This is a genomic window from Palleronia pelagia (assembly GCF_900110115.1).
Lineage (GTDB): Bacteria > Pseudomonadota > Alphaproteobacteria > Rhodobacterales > Rhodobacteraceae > Palleronia > Palleronia pelagia.
The window spans coordinates 110,756-136,779 of sequence record NZ_FOCM01000003.1 but is presented as its reverse complement, the minus strand read 5'-3'; the positions used below and the strand labels follow the sequence as shown (position 1 = coordinate 136,779).

Sequence of the window (26,024 nt, the reverse complement as noted above, 5' to 3'; positions counted from 1 at the left end):
CGGATGCGATGATGCGTTGCGGCGCGCGGGACCCGTTGCCCACGCGCCGCGGCACGGCTCGCTTCAGCCCGTGAACGGGGCGTCATTGCCCCAGATATCCCGAACCCGTTCGTCGCGGCGACAGGCATCGCGGTAGAAATCATAGGCGTTGGCCTTCGATTTCGGGCCGCGGCGGGTCAGCACCAGGTCGTCACCCTTGTAGTAGTCCTGGTGGTAGTCCTCGGCCGGATAGAATTCGGCCGCGCCGCGCACGGGCGTCACGATCTTGCGGCCCAGTTCGGCCTCGGCCGCGGCAACCCGTTCCTGCGCGATCCGCGCCTGGCGGTCGTTCAGGGCGAAGATCGCGGTCGAGTAGCTTTCGCCCCGGTCGCAGAACTGTCCGCCCGCGTCGAACGGGTCGATCGAGCGCAGGAACAGGTCGATGATCTGTGCGTAGCTGACCTGGCTTTCGTCGAACTCGATCTGCGCGACCTCCAGGTGACCCGTGTCGCCGCCGGTGACCTGCTTGTAGGTCGGGTTCGCGACATCGCCGCCGGCAAAGCCCGAAACGACCTCGCTCACGCCCTTGACCTTCTCGAAATCGGCCTCGACGCACCAGAAACAGCCACCGGCGACCAGGGCCGTCTCGGCCTTGGCCGCGGGGGCCCCGAGGGCAGTGGCGAGCAGCGCGGCGGCGCCGAGTGCCGCGTATTTCGTTTTCGCAAATCCGTTCATCATCGTGATCTCCCTTTTGACGGGAAAGGTCGCGACAAGCGGGATCGGTTTCAATGAAATGGGTCGTGTTGTCACGCAAGGGTGAAGCGCTGTCATGCGCCGGCGCGGCTGTTTCAGGGGGCGAACAGGCCCCGTCATGGCCCCGCGATCGACGTCAAAATTTTTTTTGCGACGGCCCGAAACTTTGTCGCCTTGCCTACGTGACTGCAGGTGATCCCGCAAAGATGCGGGCTGAAAATGGTCTTGGGCATAGGCGGCGGCGACACCGCCTGTGCCTCTGTCGGTCGAAGCGACTCACCCTCATGGGAAGCAAGATCGGCAGCGATCGTTTTCCGGCCGATCCGGCCGCCCGTGTTTCGGGAGCCCGCGATGTAACGAGTTGTCGTCAAGTACGGATCAGGGTCAACGTCCCTGTCACGTTGGCTCTAGGGGGTCGCGGCGCAGACGCGGCCCCCGTTCGTTTCAGCCGTCCAGACGCCGCTTGCGGGCGGCCAGAAGCTTCAGCCGCAGCGCGTTCAGCTGGATGAATCCGGCCGCGTCCTTCTGGTCGTAGGCGCCGGCATCGTCCTCGAAGGTCACGTGCGCCTCGGAATAGAGGCTGTGATCCGACCAGCGACCGACGCAACGCACCGACCCCTTGTACAGCTTCAGCCGCACCGTGCCGGTGACGTGCTGCTGGCTGTGATCAATGGCGGCCTGCAGCATCTCGCGCTCGGGCGAGAACCAGAAGCCGTTGTAGATTAGCTCGGCGTAGCGCGGCATCAGCTCGTCTTTCAGGTGCGCCTGCCCGCGGTCAAGCGTGATCTGTTCGATCCCGCGATGCGCTTCGAGCAGCAGCGTACCGCCCGGCGTTTCGTAGATGCCGCGCGACTTCATCCCGACGAACCGGCCCTCGACAAGGTCCAGGCGGCCGCAGCCATGGGCGCCGCCCAGCTCGTTCAGCTTTGTCAGGATCTCGGCCGGCGACATGGCCTGGCCGTCTATGCTCACGGCATCGCCCCGCTCGAACCCGATCTCGACATATTGCGGCTGATCGGGCGCATCCTCGGGGTTGGTCGTGCGCTGGTAGACATAGTCCGGCGCGTCGACGGCGGGATCTTCCAGCACCTTGCCCTCGGACGAGGTGTGCAGAAGGTTTGCATCCACGCTGAACGGTGCCTCGCCGCGCTTGTCCTTGGCGATCGGGATCTGGTGCTTCTCGGCGAAGTCGATCAGCTTCGTGCGGCTCGACAGGTCCCATTCGCGCCAGGGGGCGATCACCTTGATGTCGGGGTTCAGGGCATAGGCGGCCAGCTCGAACCGCACCTGGTCGTTGCCCTTACCGGTGGCGCCGTGGGCCACGGCGTCGGCGCCCGTCTCGGCCGCGATCTCGACCAGCCGCTTGGAGATCAGCGGCCGCGCGATCGAGGTGCCCAGCAGATACAGCCCTTCGTACAGCGCGTTGGCGCGGAACATCGGGAAAACGAAGTCACGCACGAATTCCTCGCGCAGGTCCTCGATGTAGATGTCGCTCGCGCCCATCTGCTCGGCCTTCTTGCGCGCCGGCTCGAGCTCTTCGCCCTGGCCCAGGTCGGCGGTGAAGGTCACGACCTCGCAGCCATACTCGGTCTGGAGCCATTTCAGGATGATCGAGGTGTCGAGCCCGCCGGAATAGGCAAGCACCACTTTTTTCGGGGCGGACATGGGCCAAGTCTCCATCACGGGTCAAATCGTCGCGTGGGTAGAGGCTTTCGGGGCCAATCGCAAGGTGGCCTTGCCGCAGGGACGTCGGGCGGGCATAGCTGCTGACCATGAGCAATTTCGCAGATACCGCCCTGGCCGTGACGGCCCGGCTGCGCGGGCTGTTTCCCGCCACGCCCTTGCAGCGCAACGATTACCTCAGCGCCAAGTACGACGCCGACATCTGGCTGAAGCGCGAGGATCTCAGCCCAGTCCGGTCCTACAAGATCCGCGGCGCGTTCAACGCCATGCGCAAGGCGCGCGAGGCCGATCCCGACCAGAACCTGTTCGTCGCCGCGAGCGCGGGCAACCACGCGCAGGGCGTCGCCTTCAACTGCCGGCATTTCGGGGTGAAGGGCGTGATCTTCATGCCCGTCACGACACCCGCGCAGAAGGTCGAGAAGACCCGAACCTTCGGCGGTGACGCGGTCGAGATCCGGCTGGTGGGCGACTATTTCGACGACACGCTGAAAACGGCGCAGGCATTCTGCGCCGAGCGGGGCGGGCATTTCCTGTCGCCCTTCGACGATGACCACGTGATCGAGGGCCAAAGCTCGGTCGCGGTCGAGATCCTGTCGGAGATGGAACGGGCGCCGGACATGGTGATCCTGCCGGTGGGCGGCGGCGGCCTGTCGTCGGGAATGAAACGCTATCTTGACCAGATGGCGCCCGAGATGCCGATCTGGTTGGTCGAGCCGACGGGCGGCGCCAGCCTGACCGCCGCGCTGGCCAAGGGCGAGCTGGTCACACTGCCCAAGGTCGATAGCTTCGTGGACGGCGCGGCTGTCGCGCGGATCGGCGCGCGGACCTTCGAGGTGCTGCGCGACGTGCCGCCCGAGCGGGTGCTGACCGCGCCCGAGGACCGGATCTGCGCCACCATCATCGAGATGCTGAATATCGAGGGGATTGTCCTCGAGCCCGCAGGGGCGCTGGCCCTGGACGTGCTGCCGCAGATGGCGGACGAGATCCGGGGCAAGACGGTGGTGTGCGTGACCTCGGGCGGGAACTTCGATTTCGAGCGGCTGCCCGAGGTCAAGGAGCGCGCCCAGCGTTATGGCGGCGTGAAGAAGTACTTCATCCTGCGGATGCCCCAGCGGCCGGGCGCCCTGCGTGATTTCCTCGAGATGCTCGGCCCCGAGGACGATATCGCCCGGTTCGAGTACCTGAAGAAATCCGCGCGCAATTTCGGGTCCGTCCTGATCGGGATCGAAACCTCGCGGCCCGAGAACTTCGCCACCCTGTTCGACAAGCTCGACGCGGCCGACTTCGTCTATCGTGACATCACCGAGGACGAGACGTTGGCAGACTTCCTCGTCTGATCCGCGCCGATCCGGTCGCACAGGGCGGCGACCGACCGATCGATGAGTCCACGCAAGCCCTCCGTCTGGGCCGGGCGGCCGGCCGCGATCCGCTCCTCGCAGGATTGCGCGGCCGCCGCCACACCGGTCAGACCAAGCGCCAGGGCGGCCCCGCGCAGGCTGTGAAAGTCGGCGGCCGATGGATCATGCCCACTGTCGATCTGCGCCAGGATCGGCGCGGCCTCGACGGCGAACAGGTCCACCAGTTCGGCCAGGACCGCGGGCGCGAATTCCCGCTGGAGCAGGGCGACGGTTTCAAGGTTCAGAAGATCACTCTCGCCGGTCATCACCGCTCAGGATAGCAGCCGTCCGTAAAGGATCGGTCAATACGGCCTTCACCATTCCTTAGGATCGGACCGCTAGACCCGGTGTGACCGCGAAAGGATCCACCGGCGCTGTGCCCAAGGAAGCCACCCGTCCGGCGAATGAGGGCCTGACGCCCCCGCGCCGACCGACCCTGACCTTGCTGATCGTCGACGACAGCCGGCTTCACCGGCGCATGTTGGCATCAAGCCTCTCGGGCAGCGAATATCGCGTGATCGAGGCGGGCTCGGCGGAAGAGGCGCTGATCCTCTGCCGGACCGATCCGCCGGATATCATTCTCAGCGACTGGATGATGCCGGGCCTGTCCGGCCTGGACCTGTGCGCCCGGGTCCGCAGCTTCGGCGATGACCGATACGTCTATTTCATCGTCCTGACGGCCAAGCGCGGCAAGGACGAGATCGCCATGGCGCTGCAAACGGGGGCCGACGACTTCCTGACCAAGCCGGTCAGCCCCGACGAGCTGCTGGCGCGTCTGCATGCCGCCGCCCGCGTGGTCCGGATCGAGCGCGAGCTGGTCCTGCGCAGCCGCGAGGCCTGCCGCGCCGCGTCGGACCTTCAGCGGCTGAACGATGCGCTGAACCGCGACCTGGCCGAGGCGCGCAAGCTTCAGATGTCACTGGTGCCGCGCAGCTCTGCCCGGCTGGCGGGCGGATCGGTGTCCTACCTGTTGCAGCCCTCGGGTCCCGTGGGCGGCGATCTCGTCGGCGGCTTTCCCATCTCGGACACCCGGCATGGCGTCTTCTCTCTCGATATCTCGGGTCACGGGGTGGCCTCGGCCCTCGTTGCCGCGCGGGTCTCGGGCTGGCTGACGGGCGGGGACCCGGGCAAGAACGTCGCGTTGGAGCGGCGCGGGGGCCGCGTGGCCATGCGGCGACCCGACATGATCTGCGCGCGGCTGAACCGGATGTTCCTGTCGGAATTCCAGACCGACCACTACGCCACCATGATTCTTGCCGAAGTCGATTTCGACAGTGGCCGGGTCGATCTGTGCCAGGCCGGGCATCCGCACCCCATCCTCGTCCGCGCCGATGGTGGTCTGAGCCCGGTTGGCCAGGGCGGCATGCCGGTGGGCCTGGTCGAGGACGCGGCGTTCGAAACCGTGTCCGTGAGCCTTTTGCCCGGCGACCGGCTGCTGATCCATTCCGACGGGGTCACCGAATGTCCCGATCCCGGCGGCGGGCTGCTGGGCGAGGATGGTCTCGCCCGGCTGTTGGCCCGTCACTGGCGGACCCCGGGGCGCGGGTTGCTCAAGGCCCTGCGCGGCGAGCTTGCGGCCCTGCTCGAGGGCGGCGACCCGCCCGACGACGTGTCAATGGCGGTGATCGACCGCGCCCCGGCCTGAGCGCAGGAACCGCGCCAGGAAATAGGCGTCGCCCGCATTGTCCAGCTGCGTCACCGCCTCGTCGGCATCCATCCAGACCGCATCGTGATCCGGCTCGACCGGCGGCCCGATGCGCAGGCCGGGGCGGCCCAGGAAGATGTGGCACAGCTTCTCGGCGTGGATCCCGTATTCGGGCATGAACGCGAAGCGGCGGAAACTGCCCAGCCGCCGGTCCACCGCCATGCGCCAGCCGGTTTCCTCAAAGACCTCGCGGTGCAACGCGCGCAGCGGCGTCTCGCCCGGATCGATGCCGCCGCCGGGCAGTTGCAGCGCCCGGTCGGACCCGTTCTGGCGGGTCAGAAGGATGTCGCGCCCTCGCAGCAACACGGCATAGGCGCCGGGCCGGAACACGTAGCGGCGGTCGGCTTCGGGCGGCAGGTCGAAACGCGGGATCATCGCGGCGGGTCCCCCGGGGTTCAAGGATTTGTGTCCCGGCCCTATATAGCGGGCTGACGCCCAACGCCATCCGGCAAAGGAAGCCCATGACACTCAGCACGAAAATCGCCTGGGACGATACCGTCCTGCCCTTCCAGCTTGACGCTTCGGACATCCGCGGCCGTGTCGCGCGGCTTGACTCGACGCTCGAGCGGGTGCTGGAGCAGCACGACTACCCCCCCGAGATCGAAGCGCTGGTCGCCGAAGCTACGCTCCTGACGGCGATGATCGGCCAGACCATCAAGCTGCGCTGGAAACTGTCATTGCAGGTTCGCGGCGACGGGCCCGCCCGGCTGATCGCCACCGACTACTACGCGCCGGGCGCCGACGGCTCGCCCGCGCAGATCCGGGCCTATGCCAGCTACGATGCCGACAAGCTGCAATCGGGGGTCGACCCTTTCAGCCAGATCGGCAAGGGCTATTTCGCGGTCCTGATGGACCAGGGCGACGGCACCCACCCCTACCAGGGGATCACGCCCATCGCCGGCGGGTCGCTGTCGGCCTGCGCCGAGACCTACTTCGCCCAGTCCGAGCAGCTGCCGACCCGGTTCGCCCCCGCCTTCGGGCAGGCACAGGAGCCGGGCCAGCTGACCGCGTGGCGCGCGGGCGGCATCATGCTGCAGCACATGCCCAAGGCGTCGCCGCTGATGGCCAAGGGCGAAGGCGGCTCGGGCGACGCGGGCGTGATGCAGGCCGAGGATGTCCTGGATGGCGACGAGGCCGAGAACTGGAAGCGCGCGAACATGCTGCTGGACACCGTGGAAGAGACCGAGCTGATCGGCCCCCATGTCGCGCCCACCGACCTGCTGGTGCGCCTGTTCCACGAGGAAAAGCCACGGGTGTTCGACGCGCAACCGGTGACTTTCGGATGCACCTGCTCGGCCGATCGCGTGCGCCAGAGCCTGTCGATCTACTCGGCCCGCGACATCGCGCACATGACGACCGAGGATGGCAAGGTCACCGCCGACTGCCAGTTCTGCGGCGCTCATTACGAGTTCGACCCCCGCACGCTGGGGTTCGAGGCGGAAATCGCACCGGGCGATGATGGATGACCTGCGCGCCCGGCTGCAGGCCGCGCTGGCGCGCGACACCGGGCCGTCGTCGGATTTCGATCTGAACGCGCCCGCGCGGCCCCGGACCACGGGGTTGCGCGGGGCCGGCGTGCTGGTGCCCGTCTGCGTTCGCACCGGCAGCGTGATCCTGACCAAGCGGTCGTCCCAGCTCAGCCAGCATCCCGGCCAGATCGCGTTCCCGGGCGGCAAGATCGACCCCGGCGACCGGGACGCCACCGATGCCGCCCTGCGCGAGGCCGAGGAAGAGATCGGCCTGCCGCGCGACGCGGTCGAGATCATCGGCGCGCTGCCGCCCCACGAAACGGTCACGGGCTTCGCCATGCATCCCGTCCTCGGGTTCATCACCCGCCCGTTCGAGCCGCGCCCCGAACCCGGCGAGGTCGCCGAGATCTTCCACGTGCCATTCGACCACGTCACCGACCCGGCGCGGTTCAGCGTTCAGTCGCGCCGTTGGCGGGGGCAGCAAAGGCTCTATTACACCGTGCCCTACGGTCCCTATTACATCTGGGGCGCCACCGCGCGGATCCTGCGGGGACTGGCGCAGAGGGTATCGGCATGAAGATCACTGGCGCACAGTGGCTGGCGGATGACGGCACCCAGCGCGTCCTGGCCACGCTCACCGGGGCGGGCCACCAGGCGCTGGCGGTGGGCGGCTGCGTGCGAAACCAGCTGATCGGGGCGCCGGTGGATGACGTGGACATCGCCACCGACGCGGTGCCCGAGCGGGTCATCGCCCTGGCCGAGGCCGCGGGCCTGAAACCGGTGCCCACGGGCATCGACCACGGCACCGTCACCGTGGTGGTGGAGGGCGAGGGCTACGAGGTCACCACCTTCCGCAAGGACGTGGACACAGACGGCCGTCACGCCACGGTCGCGTTTTCCGACCGGATCGAAGAGGACGCGGCCCGGCGCGATTTCACCATGAACGCGCTTTATGCCGATGCGACCGGCACGGTGCTGGACCCCTTGGGCGGCCTGCCGGATCTTCACGCCCGGCGGGTCAGGTTCATTGGTGACGCGGAACAGCGTATCCGCGAGGATTACCTGCGCATCTTGCGTTATTTCCGGTTCCACGCTTGGTACGGCGACCCCGAGCACGGCGTCGACGCCGAGGCGCTGGCCGCCTGCGCCGCGCTGGCCGAGGGGTTGGAGCAGCTTTCGGCGGAACGGGTCGGCGCCGAAACGCTGAAGCTTCTCTCCGCGCCCGACCCGGCGCCCGCTGTCGCCTCGATGGCGCAATCGGGGATCCTTGCGCGGATCCTTCCCGGGGCCGATCCCGGACTGCTGGCGGTTCTCGTCCACCTTGAAGGCACGCTCGAAGCCGCGCCGGACCCTTTGAGCCGGCTTGCCGTGCTGGGCGGGGATGAGGCGTCCGAACGGCTGCGCCTGTCACGCAAGCAGGCGGCCCGGCTGGCGCTGCTGCGCGACGGGATCGGGGCTGAGGCCGGCACGGCGGAATTGGCCTGGCGTCACGGGGCCGACACCGCCCGCGATGTCGAGCTGTTGCGCGCGGCCAGCTTCTCTGCGCCGCTACCGGCCGATCTGGGCGACCGGATTGCGCGCGGTGCGACTGCGCGGTTTCCCGTGCGCGGCGCCGATCTGGCGGGCGACTACAAGGGCCCCGAGATCGGCCGCAAGCTGGCCGAGCTGGAACGCCGCTGGATCGCGTCAGGCATGACGGCCAGCCGCGACGACCTGCTGGGATGATCGACCCGCTTTACCTGTTCGTCTTCGCGGGTCTCTTCACGCCCGGCCCCAACGTGATCCTGCTGACCGCTTCGGGCGCGCGGTTCGGCATGGCGCGGACGCTGCCGCACGTGGCGGGCGTCGCGCTGGGCGTGGGTATCACGGCGGGGCTGACGGGCGCGGGCATCGGCGCGGTCCTTCTGGGGCGCCCGGCGCTGGAATGGGGTCTGAAACTGGCCGCCTGCGCGTGGATCCTGTGGATGGCCTGGGGTCTGGCCCGCCGCGCCCGGCGGCCGCGTGTCGAAGGCCGCGACCGGCCCTTCACGCTGGTCGAGGCGGTGCTGTTCCAGTGGGTCAACCCCAAGGTCTGGGCCGTCGCGCTGGCCGCCGCGTCGGGCTATGCCGCGGGCCTACCGCCCCTTGCCGAAGGCGCGCGGTTGGGCGCTGCCTTCGCGGGGATCAACCTCGGCGTCTGCCTGTTCTGGACGGGTGCGGGCCACCTGCTGACGGCCCTGTTGTCCAGCGACGCGGCCTGGGCCGTCTTCCTGCGGATCATGGCCGCCGCGCTTGCGCTGTCGGCGTTGGCCGTCTTTCTTTGACCTGAACACGGGATCGTGCGCGCAATCGCGGACGCATCGCCTATGTTGCCCGGAATGTCATTGCACCGTTTCAGCCCCACGCGCCTTTTGCGCCCGCTTTCCGACCTGATCGACGCCTTCGCGCCCGCCGACGGCCCCCCGCCGCGGACGCTGGGCGCGTTCATGGGCTGGGCTTTGGCCGGGGCCTGGCCGTGGCTGTCGATCGCCGCCGTGGTGTCGGCGCTGGCCGGCGGGGCCGAGGTGGTGACCGCCCTGCTTCTGGGCTGGATCATCGACTCGGCCGCCGGGACCGCGACGCCGGGATACCTGGCCGAGAACGCCACGCTGCTGGTCGGGGCGCTGCTGTTCTTCGTCGTCGTCCGCCCGGCCCTGTTCGGGGCCAGCGCGACGGCCAACGCCGTCATCGTGTCGCCCAACGTGAACCCGCTGGTGCTGAGCCGCCTGCACCGCTGGACGCTGGGCCAGGCCGTCACCTTCTTCGACGACGATTTCGCCGGGCGCATCGCGCAGAAGCAGATGCAGACCAGCCGCGCGATCACCGACGTGGCGTCCGAGATGATCAACGTGGTGGCCTTCGCTCTTGCGACCCTGATCGGCTCGGTCTTCCTGCTGACGACGATCAGCGTGTGGATGGCGGTCGGGCTGGCCGTGTGGTGCGTGGGGTACTTTGCCCTGATCCGCTGGTTCATGCCGCGCATCCGGGTGCGGGCCAAGGCCCGGGCGGGCGCGCGGGCCATGGTGTCGGGGCAGGTCGTCGACACGATCACCAACATCAAGACGGTCAAGCTGTTCGCCCATGCCGATCACGAGGACCGTGCCGCGCTGGGCGCGATTTCCACGTTCCGCGACAAGGTGGTGGATTTCGGCCTGCTGACCGCGGGCTTCCGCTTCTCGCTCATGGCGCTGGCCGGCATCCTGCCGATCCTGCTGATCGGCGGCACCATCGCGCTGTGGACGCAGGGGATCGCGACGCCGGGCGACATCGCCGCGGCCGGTGCGATCTCGATCCGCATCGCGCAGATGACGGGTTGGGTGTCGTTCACGCTGATGGCGATCTATTCCAACGTGGGCGAGGTCGAGGATGGCATGAACACCCTGACGCCGCCGCACACGCTGACCGACGCGGACGCGGCGGATGCGTTGCCCCATGGCGGCGCGATCGGGTTCGAGGACCTGCGGTTCACCTACGGGCGCGGCGCGGGCGGGATCGAGCAGTTGGACCTGACCGTCGCGCAGGGCGAGAAGATCGGCGTCGTCGGTGCATCGGGGGCAGGCAAGTCAACGCTGGTGGCGCTGCTCCTGCGGCTCTACGACCCCGAGCGGGGGCGCATCACCGTCGACGGGCGCGATATCCGCGACGTGACGCAGGAAAGCCTGCGCCGCCAGATCGGCATGGTCACCCAGGAAACGGCCATGTTCAACCGCTCGGCGCGGGAGAACATCCTTTACGGACGGCCCGACGCCACCGAGGACGAGATGATCGCCGCCGCCCGCAAGGCCGAGGCGCACGAGTTCATCCTCGACCTGCAGGACTTCAAGGGGCGCACCGGCTACGACGCGCATCTGGGCGAGCGGGGGGTCAAGCTTTCGGGCGGGCAGCGGCAGCGGATCGCGCTGGCCCGCGCGCTGCTGAAGGACGCGCCGATCCTTGTGCTGGACGAGGCGACCAGCGCGCTCGACAGCGAGGTCGAGGCGTCGATCCAGGCCGCGCTGGAGCGCGCGATGGAGGGCAAGACCGTGCTGGCCATCGCGCACCGCCTGTCGACCATCGCCCGGATGGACCGGATCGTGGTGCTGGAACAGGGCCGCATCGTCGAGGAAGGCACCCACGAGGCGCTGCTGGCGCAGGGCGGCACCTATGCCCGCTACTGGAAGCGGCAGTCGGGCGGGTTCATGGGCTATTCCGAGGCCGCGGAATAGGCTAGGGCCGCCCGATGGAGACCGTGACCATCACCCGCCTGGGCCACCTTGGCGACGGCATCGCCCCTGGCCCCGTTTTTGTCCCGCGCGCCCTGCCGAACGAGACGGTGCGCGGCCGCGTCATGGGCGACCGGATGCCGATCCCCGAGATCGTGACGCCGTCGCCCGAGCGCGTGACGCCCGCCTGCCCGCATTACGACCGCTGCGGGGCCTGCGCGCTGATGCATGCCTCGGATACTTTCGTGGCACGGTTCAAAGTGCGGGTGGTGGCGCAGGCGCTGGCTGCGCAGGGCCTGCCCGCGCCGATCACCGGCATCGCGACCTCGCCGCCCGCCTCGCGCCGGCGCGCCGTGTTGTCGGCCCGGCGCAGCCGCGACGGGGTCGAGATCGGGTTCCACGAACGGGCGTCGGACCGGATCGTGCCCGTGCCCCATTGCCGGGTGCTGGTCCCGCAGATCGTGAAGGCCCTGCCGGTGCTTTCCGACCTCGTGGCGGCGGGCGCGGGGCGCAAGGACACCCTGTCGCTGGCCGTGACCCACGGGCCTGCCGGGCTGGACGTGGTGGTGTCGGGCGGGAAAGAGCCGGATCGCGCCCTTTCGGAAGAGCTGGCGCGCATTGCCGGGACGGCCGACCTGGCGCGGCTGACATGGGGCGACATCCCCATCGCCCAGGCGCGGCCACCGCACCAGATGTTCGGCGACGTGGCCTGCGTGCCGCCCCCGGGCGCGTTCCTGCAAGCCACCAAGTCGGGCGAGGCCGCCCTGTGGCGCGCCGTCAGAGACATCGTGGGCGACGCGAAGCGTGTCGCCGACCTGTTCGCGGGCTGCGGCACCTTCGCGCTGCCCCTGTCCCGCCAGGCCGAAGTCGTCGCGGTCGAAGGGCTGCGCAGCCTGTCCGACGCCACCCGCGCCGCCTGGCAGAAGGCCGGCGGGCTGCATGCGCTCGAGGCCGAGACGCGCGACCTGTTCCAGCGCCCGCTGCTGGCCTCGGAGCTGGGCCGCCTCGACGCCGTGGTTATCGACCCGCCCCGCGCCGGGGCCGAGGCGCAGTTCGCGGAACTGGCCCAAAGCGAGGTTCCGGTGATCGCCGCGGTGTCCTGCAACCCGGTAACGTTCGCCCGCGACGTGGCGATCGCGCAGCGCGGCGGCTATCGGCTGAAATCGGTGAAGGTCGTCGACCAGTTCCGTTGGTCGCCCCACGTGGAACTCGTCGCCCACCTGTCGCGCTGATTTTGCAACGTGCCCGCCGCTCACGCCTATGTGAGAGGCAAGGGATATTCGGTGTCGCGTGGGAGTTTGCTATGGTCCGCGCCATCGAGGCACATCCAAGGGCGAGCAGACCCCATGTCCATCATCAGATCCGTTCTGATCACGCTGTCGCTGGTCATCCTGACGGGATGCGCAGCGCCATCGAAATTCCGCAGTTATGACGGCCCGGAAGTCACCCGCGTCGTTCTGCTGAAAGAGGCGCGTCAGCTGCAATTGCTGCACAACGGGACGCCCCTGAAGGTCTACAATGTCGGCCTGGGTTTCGCGCCCGAGGGCCACAAGCAGGTCGAAGGCGACGGCAAGACGCCCGAGGGGCATTACATGATCGATCGCCGCAACCCCAACAGCCGGTATCACCTGTCGGTGGGCATCTCGTACCCCAATGCGCGGGATATCGAGGTCGCACGCGGTCTGGGACGTCCCGCCGGGGGCGACATCTTCATCCACGGCCGGGGCGAGAACGTGCCCAAGGGCGCGACGGGCGACTGGACCTGGGGCTGCATCGCCGTCACCGATGACGAGATCGAAGAGATCTACGCCATGGTTCAAGACGGCACGCCGATCAGCATCTTCCCCTGAACCGGGTCTCGGCCAGCCCGCGAGGCTGGCTCAGAACCCGTTGGCCTGGGCGAAGGTCTGCGGGGCGCCGGTGACCATGGTCCACCAGATCTTGCCGCTGGGCTCCTGGAACCACGAGAACCCCAGGTCGCGGGCGCGCGGATCGGTGATGATGTCGCGCTGGTCGGGCGATTCGAGCCAGGCCGACAGGGTTTCCAGCTCGGTCTCGTAGGTTTCCGAGATGTTTTCGCCGAGCAGCTCGCCGCGGTAGCCCACGCGACGCACGCGCTCCAGCGGCGACGATCCGTCCGACCCGAAATGCCAGGGCCGGTTCTGGACCGACATGTCGCGGCTGTGGGTGGCCGCGGCGGCCGTGAGTTCGGCGTTCAGCGCAACGGGCGGGGCACCGGCGGCCTGGCGCACGGCGTTCATCCCGTCGAGGAACCGGATCTGGACCCGGTCCGAATCCGCTTCGCTGATCCGGTAGACTTGCGGCAGCGGTCGTCCGTCGGCGGCAACGCGCGGCGCGGGCGGTGGTGGTGCCGCGCAAGCCGACAGGACCGCGACGCCGATGGCCAATGGTGCGAAAATTCGATACATGCCGAACCCGTTGTAATCCCTTCGCGTCTCAATAGCGGTAACGCGACCGGGATGCCATTTTCCGTTTCGGCGCCGTTGCGCGGATTGACGCCGGTTTGATTTGCAAGGATCCGCCGGCCTCCTTATTTTGCACGCCTGAAGCAGCCAAGATCACAAAGGTGCGACACGCCATGACCCGTCACCCATCGGATATCCTGAACCGCCGCTGGTTCCTGGGCGGCGCAGCCGCGGCAGCGACCACGCTGGCGGCGCCCGCCATCGCGCAGACGTCGAATTCGACCGAATTCCGGTCCCAGATCTCGGACGTCACCCGCCGCAACGCGTCCAGCTTCCGGACGCTGCACTGGCGGCCCTACTTCGATTCGCTGGCCAATGGCGCGATCCTTGTCGATATCACCTCGCGCGCGCTGCACTACTGGAACGAGGACGAATCGATCTACAAGCTGTATCCGACCTCGGTGCCGCAGACCGACGACCTGACCCGCAAGGGCCGGACCGAGGTCATCCGCAAGGTCGAGGGGCCGAGCTGGGCGCCCACGCCGGCCATGAAAGAGCGGAATCCCGAGTGGCCCGACTTCATCGGCCCCGGCCCGGACAATCCGCTGGGAACGCACGCATTGTATCTTTCGTGGCAATATTACCGGATTCACGGCACCCAGGACACGCGCAAGATCGGACGGCGGTCGTCGAACGGCTGCATCGGCCTGTACAACAACCATATCGAAGAGCTTTACGGCCTCGCCAAGTCCGGAACCCAAGTGTTGCTAATTTGACGAATTGCCGGAGCGTGGGAACCGTTCAAGCGTTTCAATTCTTTGCAATACGTTGTCGATGTTGCTTATACCGTCGATGAGGTACAGTCTTGGGTGCCTGCTGCCGCCTCGTTTCAAACTAGGCACCAGGCTAATTACTGGAGATACACCATGAAGAAGATTGCTCTTGCCGCTGCCCTGTCCGTCGCCGCCACCGGTGCGTTTGCGGGCGGTATGGTCGAGCCCATGATGGAGCCGGCCGTCGTCGTTGAAGAATCGTCCAGCTCGTCGGCCGGGATCGTTATCCCGCTGCTGCTGCTGGCCGTCGTGGCTGTTGCCGCTGCCGACTGATCCAGTCGAACGGTATTACGCTTTTGGAGACGGCCGGGCCCAGTGCCCGGCCGTTTTCCTTTTGAAACAGGGGGTTCGGGCGCCGCGACGGCTCCAACGACACCCAAGCCCATGGCCTGGGTCGATCAGACCCAGCCCGCCAGGTTTTCCTCGATCACCTCGACCAGCGCGTCCATGTGGGCGTCGTCCTCGTTGAGGCACGGGATGTAGGTGAAGTGCTCACCGCCCGCTTCCTCGAAGCTTTCGCGGATCTCTTCGTTGATCTCTTCCAGCGTCTCGATGCAGTCGGCCGAGAAGGCGGGCGCGATCACCGCGATGCGCTTCTTGCCGTGCTCGGCCAGGCGCGCGACCTCTTCCACGGTATAGGGCTTCAGCCATTCCTCGGGACCGAATCGCGACTGGAACGTGGTGACGATGTCGGTATCCGCCCAGCCCAGCCGCTCCTTCAGCAGGCGCGAGGTCTTCTGGCACTGGCAGTGGTACGGGTCGCCTTCCATCAGGTAGCGCTGGGGCACCCCATGATAAGACGCGACCAGCACGTCCGGCTTCGTCTCCATCGCGCCATAGGCCCGCTCCACCGACTTGGCGAGAGCGTCGATATAGCTCGGGTGCTCGAAATAGGCGGGGACGGTGCGGACCGATGGCTGCCACTTCTCGGCCATCAGGGCGCGGAAGAACTGGTCGTTCGCCGTTGCCGTCGTCGCGCCGGCGTATTGTGGGTAGAGCGGGAAGAACACGATCCGCGTGCAACCCGCCTGGATCATCTCGCGCACCTTCGACCGGGTCGACGGGTTGCCGTAGCGCATGCAGAAATCGACCATGACCTTGTCGCCATGGGCGTCGACCAGCCGATCCCTGATCTTGGAGACCTGCGCCTTGGTGATGGTCAGAAGGGGGCTTTCGCCCGCGTCCTCGTTCCAGATCGACTTGTAGGCGGCCCCGCTGGAAAAGGGCCGCTTGGTCAGGATCACGGCCTGCAGCAGCGGCTGCCAGATCCACGCCGAGTAGTCGACCACGCGCTTGTCGGACAGGAACTCGTTCAGATACCGGCGCATGTTCCAGTAGTCGTAGCCGTCGGGCGTGCCGAGGTTGGCCAAAAGCACGCCGGTCTTGGCTGGCGGGATCTTGGGGTGGTCGTCAGGCGCATGAACGGGGCAGGTCGCCCCCTCTTCGATGAACATCGGGGTCCCATCGGGGGCGCGTGCATCCAGCATGGTCTTCATCCTCTCGACAACGCAGGCTCAGATAAAGGCTTTCCCACGGGGGTCAATCGCCTGACCGGCGCGAATCGTCGCGCAGGCTTGTCTCGTCCGTGCCCAGTACATCGGCCAGCCGCGCCTTGGCCGACCCCGGCCGCAGCGGTTTCTGCTGGCTTTCGTCGGGGGCCCAGCCCGACAGGAACACCAGCTCGAAGGTCGCCACGATGCGGTCGGCGTCGTCGCTGGCCGGGAAGCTGGCGGCATAGGTCTGCGCGGCCTGCCGCAGGACAGCGCGGGGCAGGGGGCGCGGGTCGCGCGCGGCCATGGCGTTGCCTTCGCCCATGTGGCGCAGGTCGCGGACCAGCGCAGCCAGGTCGGCGTAGTCCACCTTGATCGGGTCGGTGTCCGCCACGGGCAGGGCCAGGCCCGCCCGCTGGATCAGGCCACCCAGGTCGCGGATCTCGGCCATGGGCAGCACGCGCGGGGCGATCCCCCCGCTGACGATGCTTTCGGCATGGGCCAGCACGCTGCGCAGCTCGGACAGGGTCTGGCCACCGAAGCAGACCCCCAGGAACAGGCCGTCGGGCTGCAGCGCCAGGCGGCACTGGGCCATCTGGCCCACCGGGTCATCGGCCCAGTGCAGCGCCATGGCGTGGATGACCAGGTCGTGGCGTCCACGCTCCAGCGCCAGAACCTCGTCATCCGTCACGATGGTCGCGTCCGGGAAGCGCGCCGACCAGAATTCCGGGTGGCCGGTCACCACGGCGATGGCGGTAAAGGTTCTGTTAACCTCTTCCAGTCTCTCCTCGAGCTGGTCCGCGGCATAGCCGTGCAGGAACAGCGCATCGGCGCGGGTGCGGCGGCGGGACTGCTGAAGGCGGTCGCGGTCGGTGAGGCGGCGTGTCTCGCGGGTCATGGGGTTGGAGGTAAGCACCTTCCATGCTGGTTCAATCGGTGATCGATGCCGTCTTTCCGCGGCAATGCGCAACCTGCGATGCGACCGTCGACACCGTGGGCGCGCTGTGCGGGCCGTGCTGGCGCGACACGCCGTTCATCCTGGGCCTTGGCTGCGACACCTGCGGAGCACCGCTGCCCGGTGACGACGACCGCCCGGTCACCTGCGACGACTGCCTGTCCATCGCCCGGCCGTGGAGCCGGGGGCGGTCTGCCCTGCTCTACAGCGACCGGGGGCGGCAGGTGGTCCTGTCGATCAAGCATGGCGACCGGCTGGACCTGGTGCCCGGGGCCGGGACGTGGATGGCGCGCCGTGCGCAGGAGTTGGTCCGCGACGACAGCCTCGTGGTGCCCGTGCCCGCGCATTGGAGCCGCACGCTGGCGCGCCGCTTCAACCAAGCGGCCGAGCTTGGCGGGGCGCTGGCCCGCGCGCTGGACCTGCCGACCGCGCCAAGCGCCCTTGTCCGCACCCGGCGCACGCAGGTGCAGGACGGCAAGACCCTTGCCAGCCGCTTTTCCGACCTCGAAGGCTGCATGACCGTGCATCCGAAACATGGCGGTGTGCTGCGGGGGCGGGCCGTCCTGCTGGTCGACGACGTCATGACATCGGGCGCGACGCTGGCCGCCGCGGCTGAGGCGGCGTTGGCGTGCGGCGCGGCGCGTGTCGACGTGGTGACACTGGCACGGGCGGTGAAGGACCCCTAGATACCGGGAAACACGCATTTTCCGAGGGGATCCAAAATGGCCCAGATCGAGATCTACACCACGCCGCTCTGCGGTTTCTGCCATGCCGCCAAGCGCCTGCTGAACAGCAAGGACGCCGGCTTCACCGAAATCGACGTCTCGCGCGATGGCGAGCTGCGCCAGAAGATGATGGACCGCGCGAACGGTCGTCACACCGTGCCGCAGATCTTCATCGACGGCACCCACGTGGGCGGCTTCGACGACCTTGCCGCGCTGGAACGGCAGGGCAAGCTGGACCCGATGCTGGCCGCCTGAGCCATGCGCGCCGCGCTGATCCAGCTGACCAGCAGCGATGACCCGGCGGCGAACCTGCCGGTGACGCGCGGGCTAGTGGCGCGTGCGGCCACCGATGGCGCGGAATTCGTCACCACGCCCGAGGTCACCAATTGCGTGTCGGCGGACCGCGCGCACCAGCAGCGCGTGCTGACCACCGAGGAAGACGACCCGACGCTGGCCGCCCTGCGCGAAGACGCGGCGCGGCTGGGCGTCTGGCTGCATATCGGATCGCTGGGTATCGCCAGCGGTGACGCGGACGGGCGCCTGGCGAACCGGGGGTTCCTGATCGGACCCGATGGCGGGATCGCCGCCCGTTACGACAAGATCCACATGTTCGACGTGCAGGTGAGCGAGACCGAGACCTACCGCGAATCGGCCGGCTACCGTCCCGGCGACCGGGCGGTTTTGGCGCAAACGCCGCTGGCCGCCTTCGGCCTGACGATCTGCTACGACCTGCGGTTCCCGCAGCTGCACCGCGCGCTGGGGCAGGCGGGGGCGGAGGTTCTACTGGTGCCGGCCGCCTTCTCGCCGCTGACGGGGCAGGCCCACTGGGAGGTCCTGCTGCGCGCCCGCGCGATCGAGACGGGGTGCTTCGTTCTGGCCGCTGCCCAGACGGGTCAGCACACCGCCAGCGCCGGGCGTGCGCGGCGCACGCATGGCCATTCGTTGGCCGTCGCCCCCTGGGGCGAGGTGATCGCGGACGCGGGAACCGCGCCCGGCGTCACCATGGTGGACCTCGATCTGGGACAGGTGGCCGAAGCGCGGGGCAAGGTGCCCAGCCTGACCCACGACCGCCCCTTCGACGCGCCCTAGTCGCGGACCGCCGTCATGGCATAGTTCACCGCGAAGTCCCGGTCGGACAGCCGCCAGCCCCAGGTGATGGGGTTGAAGACGAACCCCGTCCGGTCGACGGGCGACAGCCCCGCCGCGCGGAGGTGGCCGTCCAGCTCGTCCGGGGTGATGAATTTCGACCAGTCATGGGTGCCCTTCGGCAGCCAGCGCATGATCCACTCGGCGCCGAGGATGGCCGCACCGAAGCTTTTCGTGGTTCGGTTCAGGGTCGATACGATCAGCAGGCCGCCCGGATTTAGCAGGTCGTTGCACGCGCGCAGGAAGGCGGGCACGTCGGCCACGTGCTCGACGATTTCCATGGCCAGCACCACGTCGAACCGCGCGCCCTCCGCCGCCAGCGCCTCGGCCGTCCGGGCGCGATAGTCGATGGCGAGGTCCTGCTCGGCGGCGTGGACGCGGGCGACCTCGATATTGCGCTCGGCCGCGTCGGCGCCGGTGACCGTGGCGCCCAGCCGGGCCATGGGCTCGGACAGAAGGCCGCCGCCGCACCCGATATCCAGCAGCGACAGGTCCCGGAACGGCGCGTCCGATGCGCGGTCACGGTCGAACTGCACGGCAACCTGGCGGCAGATGTGATCCAGCCGGACCGGGTTCATCATGTGAAGCGGCTTGAACTTCCCCTCGGGGTCCCACCACTCGGCCGCCATGGCGCTGAACTTCTCGATTTCCTGCGGGTCGACGGTGCTGGTCAAGTCGGGCCTCATTTTTTCCGAAAGCCCCATGGCGAGGCCGTTTCTCAGGTTATATAGGTCACCAATGAACCGGATGGCAGCACAGCAGGGCGTCGCAGGCTTTCTTTATCCGCGGACCGACCCGTTCGACCAGCGCATGCTGTCCGTGGGGGACGGTCACACCGTCTATGTCGAGCAGTGCGGCAACCCCGAGGGCAAGCCGGTCGTGGTGTTCCACGGCGGCCCCGGCGGCGGGTGTTCGCCCTCGATGCGACGGTATTTCGACCCGGCGGTGTTTCGCATCGTGCTGTTCGACCAACGCGGATGCGGACGGTCCCGTCCCCACGCATCGGTGACGAACAACACCAGCTGGCACCTCGTCCGCGATATCGAGCTGATCCGCGAAACGCTGGGCATCGACCGCTGGATGGTCTTCGGCGGAAGCTGGGGCGCGACGCTGGCGCTGATCTATGCCCAGACTCATCCCGAGGCGGTGCGCCACCTGATCCTGCGCGGGGTCTTCCTGATGACCCAGGCCGAGCTTCAGTGGTTCTACGCCGGCGGTGCGGGCAAGTTCTGGCCCGACATGTGGGCGCGTTTCACCAAGCTGATTCCCGAGGACGAACGGGACGACCTGATCGCCGCCTACCACAAGCGGCTGTTCTGCGACGATCTGATGACCCAGACCCGTTATGCCCGGGCCTGGGCCGCGTGGGAGAACACGCTGGCCTCGATCGAAAACGACGGCGCGGGCGGCGACAGCCCGGCCGATTACGCCCGCGCGTTCGCCCGGCTCGAGAATCACTATTTCACCCATGCGGGCTGGCTGGACTACGACGGGCAGCTCCTGGACCAGGCTCACAAGATCGCCGACATCCCGGGCCATATCGTGCAGGGGCGGTACGACATGATCTGCCCGCCCGGCTCGGCCTATGCCCTGCACGAACGGTGGCCCGCGTCGGACCTCCAGCTGATCCCGCGCGCCGGTCACGCCCTGTCCGAGCCGGGGATCAGCGCCGCGCTGGTCAAGGTCATGGACCGCCTGCGGGACTGAGGCGCGCGGCACGACCCTTGCAATGCGCGGCCGGACTCTCTAAATGCGTTTCAACAGCGGCGCGCTGGGGTCCAAACCCGGCGCCCACCGAACGACACGAACGGGCCGCGGGCCCGTTTTTTTGTGCTTGAAGGGGACATCATGTCCGATCTGATCGCAAAGGCCAGCATCGACCGGCGTCTGGCCGAAATCATCACCCCCGTGATCGAGGATCTGGGGTTCGAGCTGGTGCGCGTGCGGTACCAGGGCGGCAAGACGCCCACCGTGCAGATCATGGCCGACAAGCCCGAGGGCGGGATCGAGGTGGACGATTGCGGCCGGATCTCGACCGCCGTGTCGGCGCACCTGGACGTCGAGGACCCGATCGAGGACGCCTACAACCTGGAAGTCTCGTCGCCCGGCATCGACCGGCCGCTGACCCGGCTCAAGGATTTCGCAGCCTGGGAAGGCTATGTCGCCAAGATCGAGACGGACGAGCTGATCGACGGCCGCCGCCGGTTCAAGGGCATCCTGGCCGGCGTCGAGGGCGGCGAGATCCTGCTGGAGATCGACGAGGGCACCATCGGTTTGCAGTTCGACTGGCTGAACGACGCCAAGCTGGTGCTGACCGACGACCTGATCCGCGATGTGCTGAAATCCCGCAAGGACGCGGGCCAGATCGACGAAAGCCAGTTCGACGAGATCGAAACCATTATCGACAGCGAAGACGACGCCCGTCTTCCCGAGCAAAAGGACCACTGACATGGCCATCACATCCGCCAACCAGCTTGAGCTGCTGCAGACCGCCGAGGCGGTGGCGCGCGAGAAGATGATCGACCCCGCCCTGGTGGTCGAGGCCATGGAAGAAAGCCTCGCCCGGGCGGCGAAGTCCCGCTACGGCAGCGAGATGGACATCCGTGTGTCCATCGACCGCAAGACCGGCCGCGCGACCTTCACCCGCGTCCGCACCGTGGTCGAGGAAGAAGAGCTGGAAAACTACCAGGCCGAGATGACGGTCGAGAGCGCCAAACAGTACCTGGACGACCCGAAGGTCGGCGACACCTATGTCGAAGAGGTCCCGCCGGTCGAGATGGGCCGTATCGCCGCGCAATCGGCCAAGCAGGTGATCCTGCAGAAGGTCCGCGAAGCCGAGCGTGACCGCCAGTACGAGGAATTCAAGGACCGCGCCGGCACCATCATCAACGGTGTCGTCAAGCGCGAGGAATACGGCAACGTCATCGTCGACATCGGCGCGGGCGAGGCAGTTCTGCGCCGCAACGAGAAGATCGGCCGCGAAAGCTATCGTCCGAACGACCGCATTCGCGTCTACATCAAGGACGTGCGCCGCGAGGTCCGCGGCCCGCAGATCTTCCTCAGCCGCACCGCGCCCGAGTTCATGGCCGAACTGTTCAAGATGGAAGTGCCCGAGATCTACGAGGGCATCATCGAGATCAAGGCCGTCGCCCGTGACCCCGGTTCGCGCGCCAAGATCGGCGTGATCTCCTACGATTCCAGCATCGACCCCGTCGGCGCCTGCGTCGGTATGCGCGGCAGCCGCGTGCAGGCCGTCGTGAACGAGCTTCAGGGCGAAAAGATCGACATCATCCCGTGGAACGAGGACATGCCGACCTTCCTCGTGAACGCGCTGCAGCCGGCCGAGGTGACCAAGGTCGTGCTCGACGAGGATGCCGAGCGGATCGAGGTCGTCGTGCCCGAAGAGCAGTTGAGCCTGGCCATCGGCCGCCGCGGCCAGAACGTGCGGCTGGCGTCGCAATTGACCGGTCTCGACATCGACATCATGACCGAGGAAGAGGAATCCGCCCGCCGCCAGGCCGAGTTCGAGGAGCGCACCAAGCTGTTCGTCGACACCCTGGACCTGGACGAGTTCTTCGCCCAGCTCCTGGTGGCCGAGGGCTTCACCAATCTCGAGGAAGTCGCCTATGTCGACCTGGACGAGCTGACGGTCATCGACGGCGTCGACGACGAGACCGCGGAAGAGCTCCAGGCCCGTGCGCGCGACTTCATCGAGGCGCAGAACGCCAAGGCGCTCGAGGCCGCCCGCGAGATGGGTGTCGAGGATAGCCTCGTCCAGTTCGAAGGCCTGACCCCGCAGATGATCGAGGCGCTGGCCAAGGACGGCGTCAAGACGCTGGAAGACTTCGCCACCTGCGCCGACTGGGAACTGGCCGGCGGCTGGACCGTGGTCGACGGCGAGCGTCACAAGGATGACGGCGTGCTGGAACCGTTCGGCGTGGACCTGGAAGAAGCCCAGGCCATGGTGATGACCGCGCGGATCCAGCTGGGCTGGGTCGACCCCGAGGACCTGGCGTCCGAGGAAGACGACGCCGAAGACGCCGACGCGGATGACGCGGGCGAAACCGAGGAGGCCCCAGCCTGAGCCGCCCTGCCCACATAACCGACCCCGAGCGCAAGTGCCTGGTCAGCGGTGAGGTTTCGCCGAAACGTGGCCTCATCCGCTTTGTTTTGGGCCCGGACGACACTATCTACCCTGATGTGGCGGGCAAGTTGCCCGGTCGGGGGATGTATGTCGCGGCCGATCGTGCCGCGCTCGACACGGCCGTGAAGAAGCGGCTGTTCTCGAAGGGCGCGAAACGGCAGGTCAGCCTGCCGGACGGGCTGATCGACGAGGTCGAGCAGGCGCTGGTGCGCCGGGTGCTCGACCGGATCAGCATGGCGCGCAAGGCGGGTGACGCCGTCGCGGGATTCGAACGGGTGAAGGAATGGCTCGACCGCGACCGCGCGGCGATCCTTCTGCAAGCCAGTGACGGATCCGAGCGCGGCAAGTCCAAGCTCTATCGTCCGGGCGGTCGGGGATCGTTCTTCGACATCCTGACGGCTCAGGAATTGGGTTTGTCCTTCGGACGCGAACGTGTGATACATGCGGCGCTTGCCGCAGGCAGACTCGCTGATTTGTTCAGGGATGACGCCGTGCGGCTTTCGGGCGTTCGGACAAGCGAAACGCAAGATGACGGGAACGATCCGGTTCCCGGAAAGGTAAAGAAGACCCGATGAGTGAGAATGACGGCAAGAAGACGCTTGGTGTTCGCAGCGGGCCCCGTTCGGGGCAGGTGAAGCAGAGCTTCAGCCATGGCCGCACCAAGAATGTCGTGGTCGAGACGAAGCGTAAGCGGGTCGTGATGCCCAAGCCGGCGGCCTCGAAGGCCGAGGCAGGATCGAAGTCCGCCGCGCCGGCCGGGGGTGACCCAAAGAAGCGTCCCGCCGGTATTTCCGACGCCGAGCTCGAGCGCCGCATGAAGGCCCTCGCCGCCGCCAAGGCGCGCGAGACCGAAGAGGCCGAGAAGCGTGCCGCCGAGGAGCAGGCCCGCGCCGAAGAGCGTGAGCGCCGCCGGGCCGAGCAGGAAGAGAAAGAGCGCGAGGAGCGCGAGCGCGAAGAGGCCCTGAAGGCCAAGGCCGAGGAAGACGCCCGCCGTCTCCAGGAAGAGGCCGACGCCAAGGCCCGCGCCAACGCGCCCGCCCCGGATCCGTCCGAGGCCGAGGCGCGCGCAGCCAAGCCGCAGAAACAGACCCAGAAGGCGCCCGAGCGCGAGCGCGACAAGCCCAGCAAGCCTGCGAAGGGTGGCGACGACAAGCGCCGTTCCGGCAAGCTGACGGTGAACCAGGCCCTGCGCGGCGGCGAAGGCGGCCGGCAGCGGTCGATGGCGTCGATGAAGCGCCAGCAGGAGCGTGCCCGCAAGAAGGCCATGGGCCAGACGCAGGACCGCGAAAAGGTCACCCGCGACGTGCAGCTGCCCGAGGCGATCACCGTCTCGGAACTGGCGAACCGCATGACCGAGAAGGTGGCCGACGTGGTCAAGGCGCTGATGCAGAACGGCATCATGGCGACCCAGACCCAGACCATCGACGCCGACACCGCCGAGCTGATCATCGAGGAATTCGGCCACCGCGTCGTTCGCGTCAGCGACTCGGACGTGGAACAGGTCATCGACCAGGTCGACGACAAGCCCGAGGACATGGAACCGCGCGCGCCGATCATCACCGTCATGGGCCACGTGGACCACGGCAAGACGTCCGTGCTGGACGCCATCCGCAACGCGCGCGTCGTCGCGGGCGAGGCCGGCGGCATCACCCAGCATATCGGCGCCTACCAGGTGCAGCAGGGCGACGCGACGCTGACCTTCCTCGACACGCCGGGCCACGCGGCCTTCACCTCCATGCGTGCGCGTGGTGCTCAGGTGACGGATATCGTGGTGCTGGTCGTGGCGGCCGACGATTCGGTCATGCCGCAGACGGTCGAGGCGATCAATCACGCCAAGGCGGCGGGCGTCCCGATGATCGTGGCGATCAACAAGATCGACAAGCCGGCCGCCGACCCGGACAAGGTCCGCACCGGCCTACTTCAGCACGAGGTCATCGTCGAGAAGCTGTCGGGCGACGTGCAGGATGTCGAGGTGTCGGCCATTTCCGGCCAGGGCCTGGACGAACTGCTCGAAGCCATCGCGCTGCAGGCCGAGGTTCTTGAACTGAAGGCCAACCCGAACCGCGCCGCCCAAGGCGCCGTGATCGAGGCGCAGCTGGACGTGGGCCGCGGCCCCGTGGCCACCGTGCTGGTCCAGTCGGGCACCCTGCGTCGCGGCGACATCTTCGTCGTCGGCGAACAGTGGGGCAAGGTCCGCGCCATGGAGAACGACCAGGGCGAACGCGTGAACGAGGCCGGACCGTCGGTCCCGGTCGAGGTCCTGGGCCTCAACGGCACGCCCGAGGCGGGCGACGTCCTGAACGTGGTCGAGACCGAGGCGCAGGCCCGCGAGATCGCCGAGTATCGCCAGCAGCAGGCCAAGGACAAGCGCGCCGCGGCCGGTGCCGCCACGACGCTCGAGGCGATGATGGCGCAGGCCAAGGCCGACGAGAACGTGGCCGAGCTGCCCATCCTGGTGAAGGCCGACGTGCAGGGCTCTGCCGAGGCCATCGTCCAGGCGATGGAAAAGATCGGCAACGACGAGGTCCGCGTGCGCGTCCTGCACTACGGTGTGGGTGCCATCACCGAGACCGATGTCGGTCTTGCCGAAGCGTCCGGCGCGCCGATCATGGGCTTCAACGTCCGTGCCAACGCCTCGGCGCGGAACACCGCGAACCAGAAGGGCGTCGAGATCCGCTATTACTCGGTCATCTACGACCTGGTGGACGACGTGAAGGCGGCGGCTTCGGGCCTGCTGTCGGCCGAGGTGCGCGAAAACTTCATCGGCTACGCCGAGATCAAGGAGGTCTTCAAGGTCTCCAAGGTCGGCAACGTCGCCGGTTGCCTCGTCACCGAGGGCATCGCCCGTCGCTCGGCCGGCGTGCGCCTGCTGCGCGACAACGTGGTGATCCACGAGGGCACGCTGAAGACTCTCAAGCGCTTCAAGGACGAGGTGTCCGAGGTCCAGTCGGGCCAGGAATGCGGCATGGCCTTCGAGAACTACGAAGACATCCGCCCCGGCGACGTCATCGAGATCTTCGAGCGCGAAGAGGTCGAGCGGAACCTCTGAGCCCGCTCGACGCCAGAAAAACAAGGGCCCGCCGGCATCCACCGGCGGGC

General features: G+C 67.8%; 27 protein-coding genes. 19 read left to right on the top strand and 8 right to left on the bottom strand.

Annotated features, from left to right (window positions below; genetic code table 11):
- Positions 1–63: 63 nt before the first annotated feature.
- Both msrA and BMX96_RS07605 read right to left on the bottom strand, forming a co-directional pair.
- On the bottom strand, positions 64–717 hold the full coding sequence (gene msrA / locus BMX96_RS07610; RefSeq protein WP_407944659.1) for a peptide-methionine (S)-S-oxide reductase MsrA: 654 nt from the start codon (positions 715–717) through the stop codon (positions 64–66).
- A 459-nt stretch (positions 718–1,176) separates the two neighbouring features.
- Complete coding sequence (locus tag BMX96_RS07605) at positions 1,177–2,397, bottom strand: argininosuccinate synthase (protein ID WP_073126807.1); 1,221 nt, start codon at positions 2,395–2,397, stop codon at positions 1,177–1,179.
- Between the two features lie 107 nt (positions 2,398–2,504).
- Between BMX96_RS07605 and ilvA the strand changes: the two genes are divergently transcribed.
- The gene (ilvA, locus tag BMX96_RS07600; RefSeq protein ID WP_091844962.1) at positions 2,505–3,752 is read left to right on the top strand and encodes a threonine ammonia-lyase IlvA; all 1,248 of its coding nucleotides are present in this window, start codon (positions 2,505–2,507) and stop codon (positions 3,750–3,752) included.
- On the opposite strand, the gene BMX96_RS07595 is transcribed toward ilvA, so the two are convergent.
- Positions 3,704–4,078 (bottom strand): Hpt domain-containing protein, encoded by a 375-nt coding sequence (locus BMX96_RS07595; RefSeq protein ID WP_091844961.1) that lies wholly within the window; start codon positions 4,076–4,078, stop codon positions 3,704–3,706. The genes ilvA and BMX96_RS07595 overlap by 49 nt on opposite strands.
- 110 nt (positions 4,079–4,188) lie before the next feature.
- Between BMX96_RS07595 and BMX96_RS07590 the strand changes: the two genes are divergently transcribed.
- Entirely contained in the window at positions 4,189–5,457 is a 1,269-nt protein-coding gene (locus tag BMX96_RS07590) for a PP2C family protein-serine/threonine phosphatase (protein ID WP_236736996.1), read from the top strand.
- Here the strand turns inward: BMX96_RS07590 and BMX96_RS07585 are convergent.
- Complete coding sequence (locus tag BMX96_RS07585; protein ID WP_091844960.1) at positions 5,425–5,892, bottom strand: NUDIX hydrolase; 468 nt, start codon at positions 5,890–5,892, stop codon at positions 5,425–5,427. The genes BMX96_RS07590 and BMX96_RS07585 overlap by 33 nt on opposite strands.
- 86 nt (positions 5,893–5,978) lie before the next feature.
- Here BMX96_RS07585 and hslO point away from each other — a divergent pair, with 86 nt between their 5' ends.
- The 7 genes from hslO (at position 5,979) to BMX96_RS07550 (ending at position 13,056) form a co-directional block, all read left to right on the top strand.
- On the top strand, positions 5,979–6,983 hold the full coding sequence (gene hslO / locus BMX96_RS07580; RefSeq protein ID WP_091844959.1) for an Hsp33 family molecular chaperone HslO: 1,005 nt from the start codon (positions 5,979–5,981) through the stop codon (positions 6,981–6,983).
- Complete coding sequence (locus BMX96_RS07575) at positions 6,976–7,563, top strand: CoA pyrophosphatase (protein ID WP_407944658.1); 588 nt, start codon at positions 6,976–6,978, stop codon at positions 7,561–7,563. The genes hslO and BMX96_RS07575 overlap by 8 nt, the downstream gene beginning before the upstream one ends.
- Complete coding sequence (locus tag BMX96_RS07570) at positions 7,560–8,711, top strand: CCA tRNA nucleotidyltransferase (RefSeq protein WP_091844957.1); 1,152 nt, start codon at positions 7,560–7,562, stop codon at positions 8,709–8,711. Before BMX96_RS07575 ends, BMX96_RS07570 begins: the two co-directional genes overlap by 4 nt.
- Positions 8,708–9,289 carry a LysE family translocator gene (locus BMX96_RS07565; RefSeq protein ID WP_091844956.1) on the top strand — a complete coding sequence of 194 codons (582 nt, stop codon included), beginning with the start codon at positions 8,708–8,710 and terminating at the stop codon, positions 9,287–9,289. Before BMX96_RS07570 ends, BMX96_RS07565 begins: the two co-directional genes overlap by 4 nt.
- 54 nt (positions 9,290–9,343) lie before the next feature.
- Positions 9,344–11,209 (top strand): ABC transporter ATP-binding protein, encoded by a 1,866-nt coding sequence (locus BMX96_RS07560; protein WP_091844955.1) that lies wholly within the window; start codon positions 9,344–9,346, stop codon positions 11,207–11,209.
- A gap of 14 nt (positions 11,210–11,223) precedes the next feature.
- Positions 11,224–12,438, top strand: coding sequence for a class I SAM-dependent RNA methyltransferase (locus BMX96_RS07555; protein ID WP_091844954.1), 1,215 nt, complete (start codon positions 11,224–11,226; stop codon positions 12,436–12,438).
- 114 nt (positions 12,439–12,552) lie between these two features.
- Positions 12,553–13,056: a L,D-transpeptidase family protein gene (locus BMX96_RS07550; protein WP_091844953.1), complete on the top strand. Its 504-nt coding sequence runs from the start codon at positions 12,553–12,555 to the stop codon at positions 13,054–13,056.
- A 30-nt stretch (positions 13,057–13,086) separates the two neighbouring features.
- On the opposite strand, the gene dalA is transcribed toward BMX96_RS07550, so the two are convergent.
- Entirely contained in the window at positions 13,087–13,635 is a 549-nt protein-coding gene (gene dalA, locus BMX96_RS07545; RefSeq protein ID WP_091844952.1) for a divisome-associated lipoprotein DalA, read from the bottom strand.
- 170 nt (positions 13,636–13,805) lie between these two features.
- Here dalA and BMX96_RS07540 point away from each other — a divergent pair, with 170 nt between their 5' ends.
- A complete protein-coding gene (locus BMX96_RS07540) occupies positions 13,806–14,408 on the top strand; it encodes a L,D-transpeptidase (RefSeq protein ID WP_091844951.1) in 603 nt (200 codons plus the stop codon).
- Between the two features lie 150 nt (positions 14,409–14,558).
- Positions 14,559–14,738: a hypothetical protein gene (locus tag BMX96_RS07535; RefSeq protein ID WP_073126783.1), complete on the top strand. Its 180-nt coding sequence runs from the start codon at positions 14,559–14,561 to the stop codon at positions 14,736–14,738.
- Positions 14,739–14,863: 125 nt separating this feature from the next.
- On the opposite strand, the gene hemH is transcribed toward BMX96_RS07535, so the two are convergent.
- Together hemH and BMX96_RS07525 are read right to left on the bottom strand one after the other, a co-directional pair.
- On the bottom strand, positions 14,864–15,952 hold the full coding sequence (gene hemH / locus BMX96_RS07530; protein ID WP_407944657.1) for a ferrochelatase: 1,089 nt from the start codon (positions 15,950–15,952) through the stop codon (positions 14,864–14,866).
- 52 nt (positions 15,953–16,004) lie between these two features.
- Entirely contained in the window at positions 16,005–16,853 is an 849-nt protein-coding gene (locus BMX96_RS07525; RefSeq protein WP_091844950.1) for a methyltransferase domain-containing protein, read from the bottom strand.
- Between the two features lie 23 nt (positions 16,854–16,876).
- Between BMX96_RS07525 and BMX96_RS07520 the strand changes: the two genes are divergently transcribed.
- The 3 genes from BMX96_RS07520 to BMX96_RS07510 are packed head-to-tail and all read left to right on the top strand — an operon-like array spanning position 16,877 to position 18,724.
- Complete coding sequence (locus BMX96_RS07520; protein ID WP_091844949.1) at positions 16,877–17,596, top strand: ComF family protein; 720 nt, start codon at positions 16,877–16,879, stop codon at positions 17,594–17,596.
- A gap of 36 nt (positions 17,597–17,632) precedes the next feature.
- Complete coding sequence (gene grxC, locus BMX96_RS07515) at positions 17,633–17,890, top strand: glutaredoxin 3 (RefSeq protein ID WP_073126776.1); 258 nt, start codon at positions 17,633–17,635, stop codon at positions 17,888–17,890.
- Between the two features lie 3 nt (positions 17,891–17,893).
- Positions 17,894–18,724, top strand: a complete 831-nt coding sequence (locus tag BMX96_RS07510; protein ID WP_091844948.1) for a carbon-nitrogen hydrolase family protein — start codon at positions 17,894–17,896, stop codon at positions 18,722–18,724.
- On the opposite strand, the gene ubiG is transcribed toward BMX96_RS07510, so the two are convergent.
- Complete coding sequence (ubiG, locus tag BMX96_RS07505) at positions 18,721–19,467, bottom strand: bifunctional 2-polyprenyl-6-hydroxyphenol methylase/3-demethylubiquinol 3-O-methyltransferase UbiG (RefSeq protein WP_091845241.1); 747 nt, start codon at positions 19,465–19,467, stop codon at positions 18,721–18,723. The genes BMX96_RS07510 and ubiG overlap by 4 nt on opposite strands.
- A gap of 52 nt (positions 19,468–19,519) precedes the next feature.
- Here ubiG and pip point away from each other — a divergent pair, with 52 nt between their 5' ends.
- From pip to infB, 5 genes are all read left to right on the top strand, one after another.
- A complete protein-coding gene (gene pip, locus BMX96_RS07500; protein ID WP_091844947.1) occupies positions 19,520–20,488 on the top strand; it encodes a prolyl aminopeptidase in 969 nt (322 codons plus the stop codon).
- 141 nt (positions 20,489–20,629) lie between these two features.
- The gene (rimP, locus tag BMX96_RS07495; protein WP_073126770.1) at positions 20,630–21,229 is read left to right on the top strand and encodes a ribosome maturation factor RimP; all 600 of its coding nucleotides are present in this window, start codon (positions 20,630–20,632) and stop codon (positions 21,227–21,229) included.
- Between the two features lies 1 nt (position 21,230).
- Complete coding sequence (gene nusA, locus BMX96_RS07490; RefSeq protein ID WP_091844946.1) at positions 21,231–22,865, top strand: transcription termination factor NusA; 1,635 nt, start codon at positions 21,231–21,233, stop codon at positions 22,863–22,865.
- Positions 22,862–23,500, top strand: a complete 639-nt coding sequence (locus BMX96_RS07485) for an RNA-binding protein (RefSeq protein ID WP_091844945.1) — start codon at positions 22,862–22,864, stop codon at positions 23,498–23,500. The genes nusA and BMX96_RS07485 overlap by 4 nt, the downstream gene beginning before the upstream one ends.
- Positions 23,497–25,974, top strand: coding sequence for a translation initiation factor IF-2 (infB, locus tag BMX96_RS07480; RefSeq protein WP_091844944.1), 2,478 nt, complete (start codon positions 23,497–23,499; stop codon positions 25,972–25,974). The genes BMX96_RS07485 and infB overlap by 4 nt, the downstream gene beginning before the upstream one ends.
- Positions 25,975–26,024: the final 50 nt, after the last annotated feature.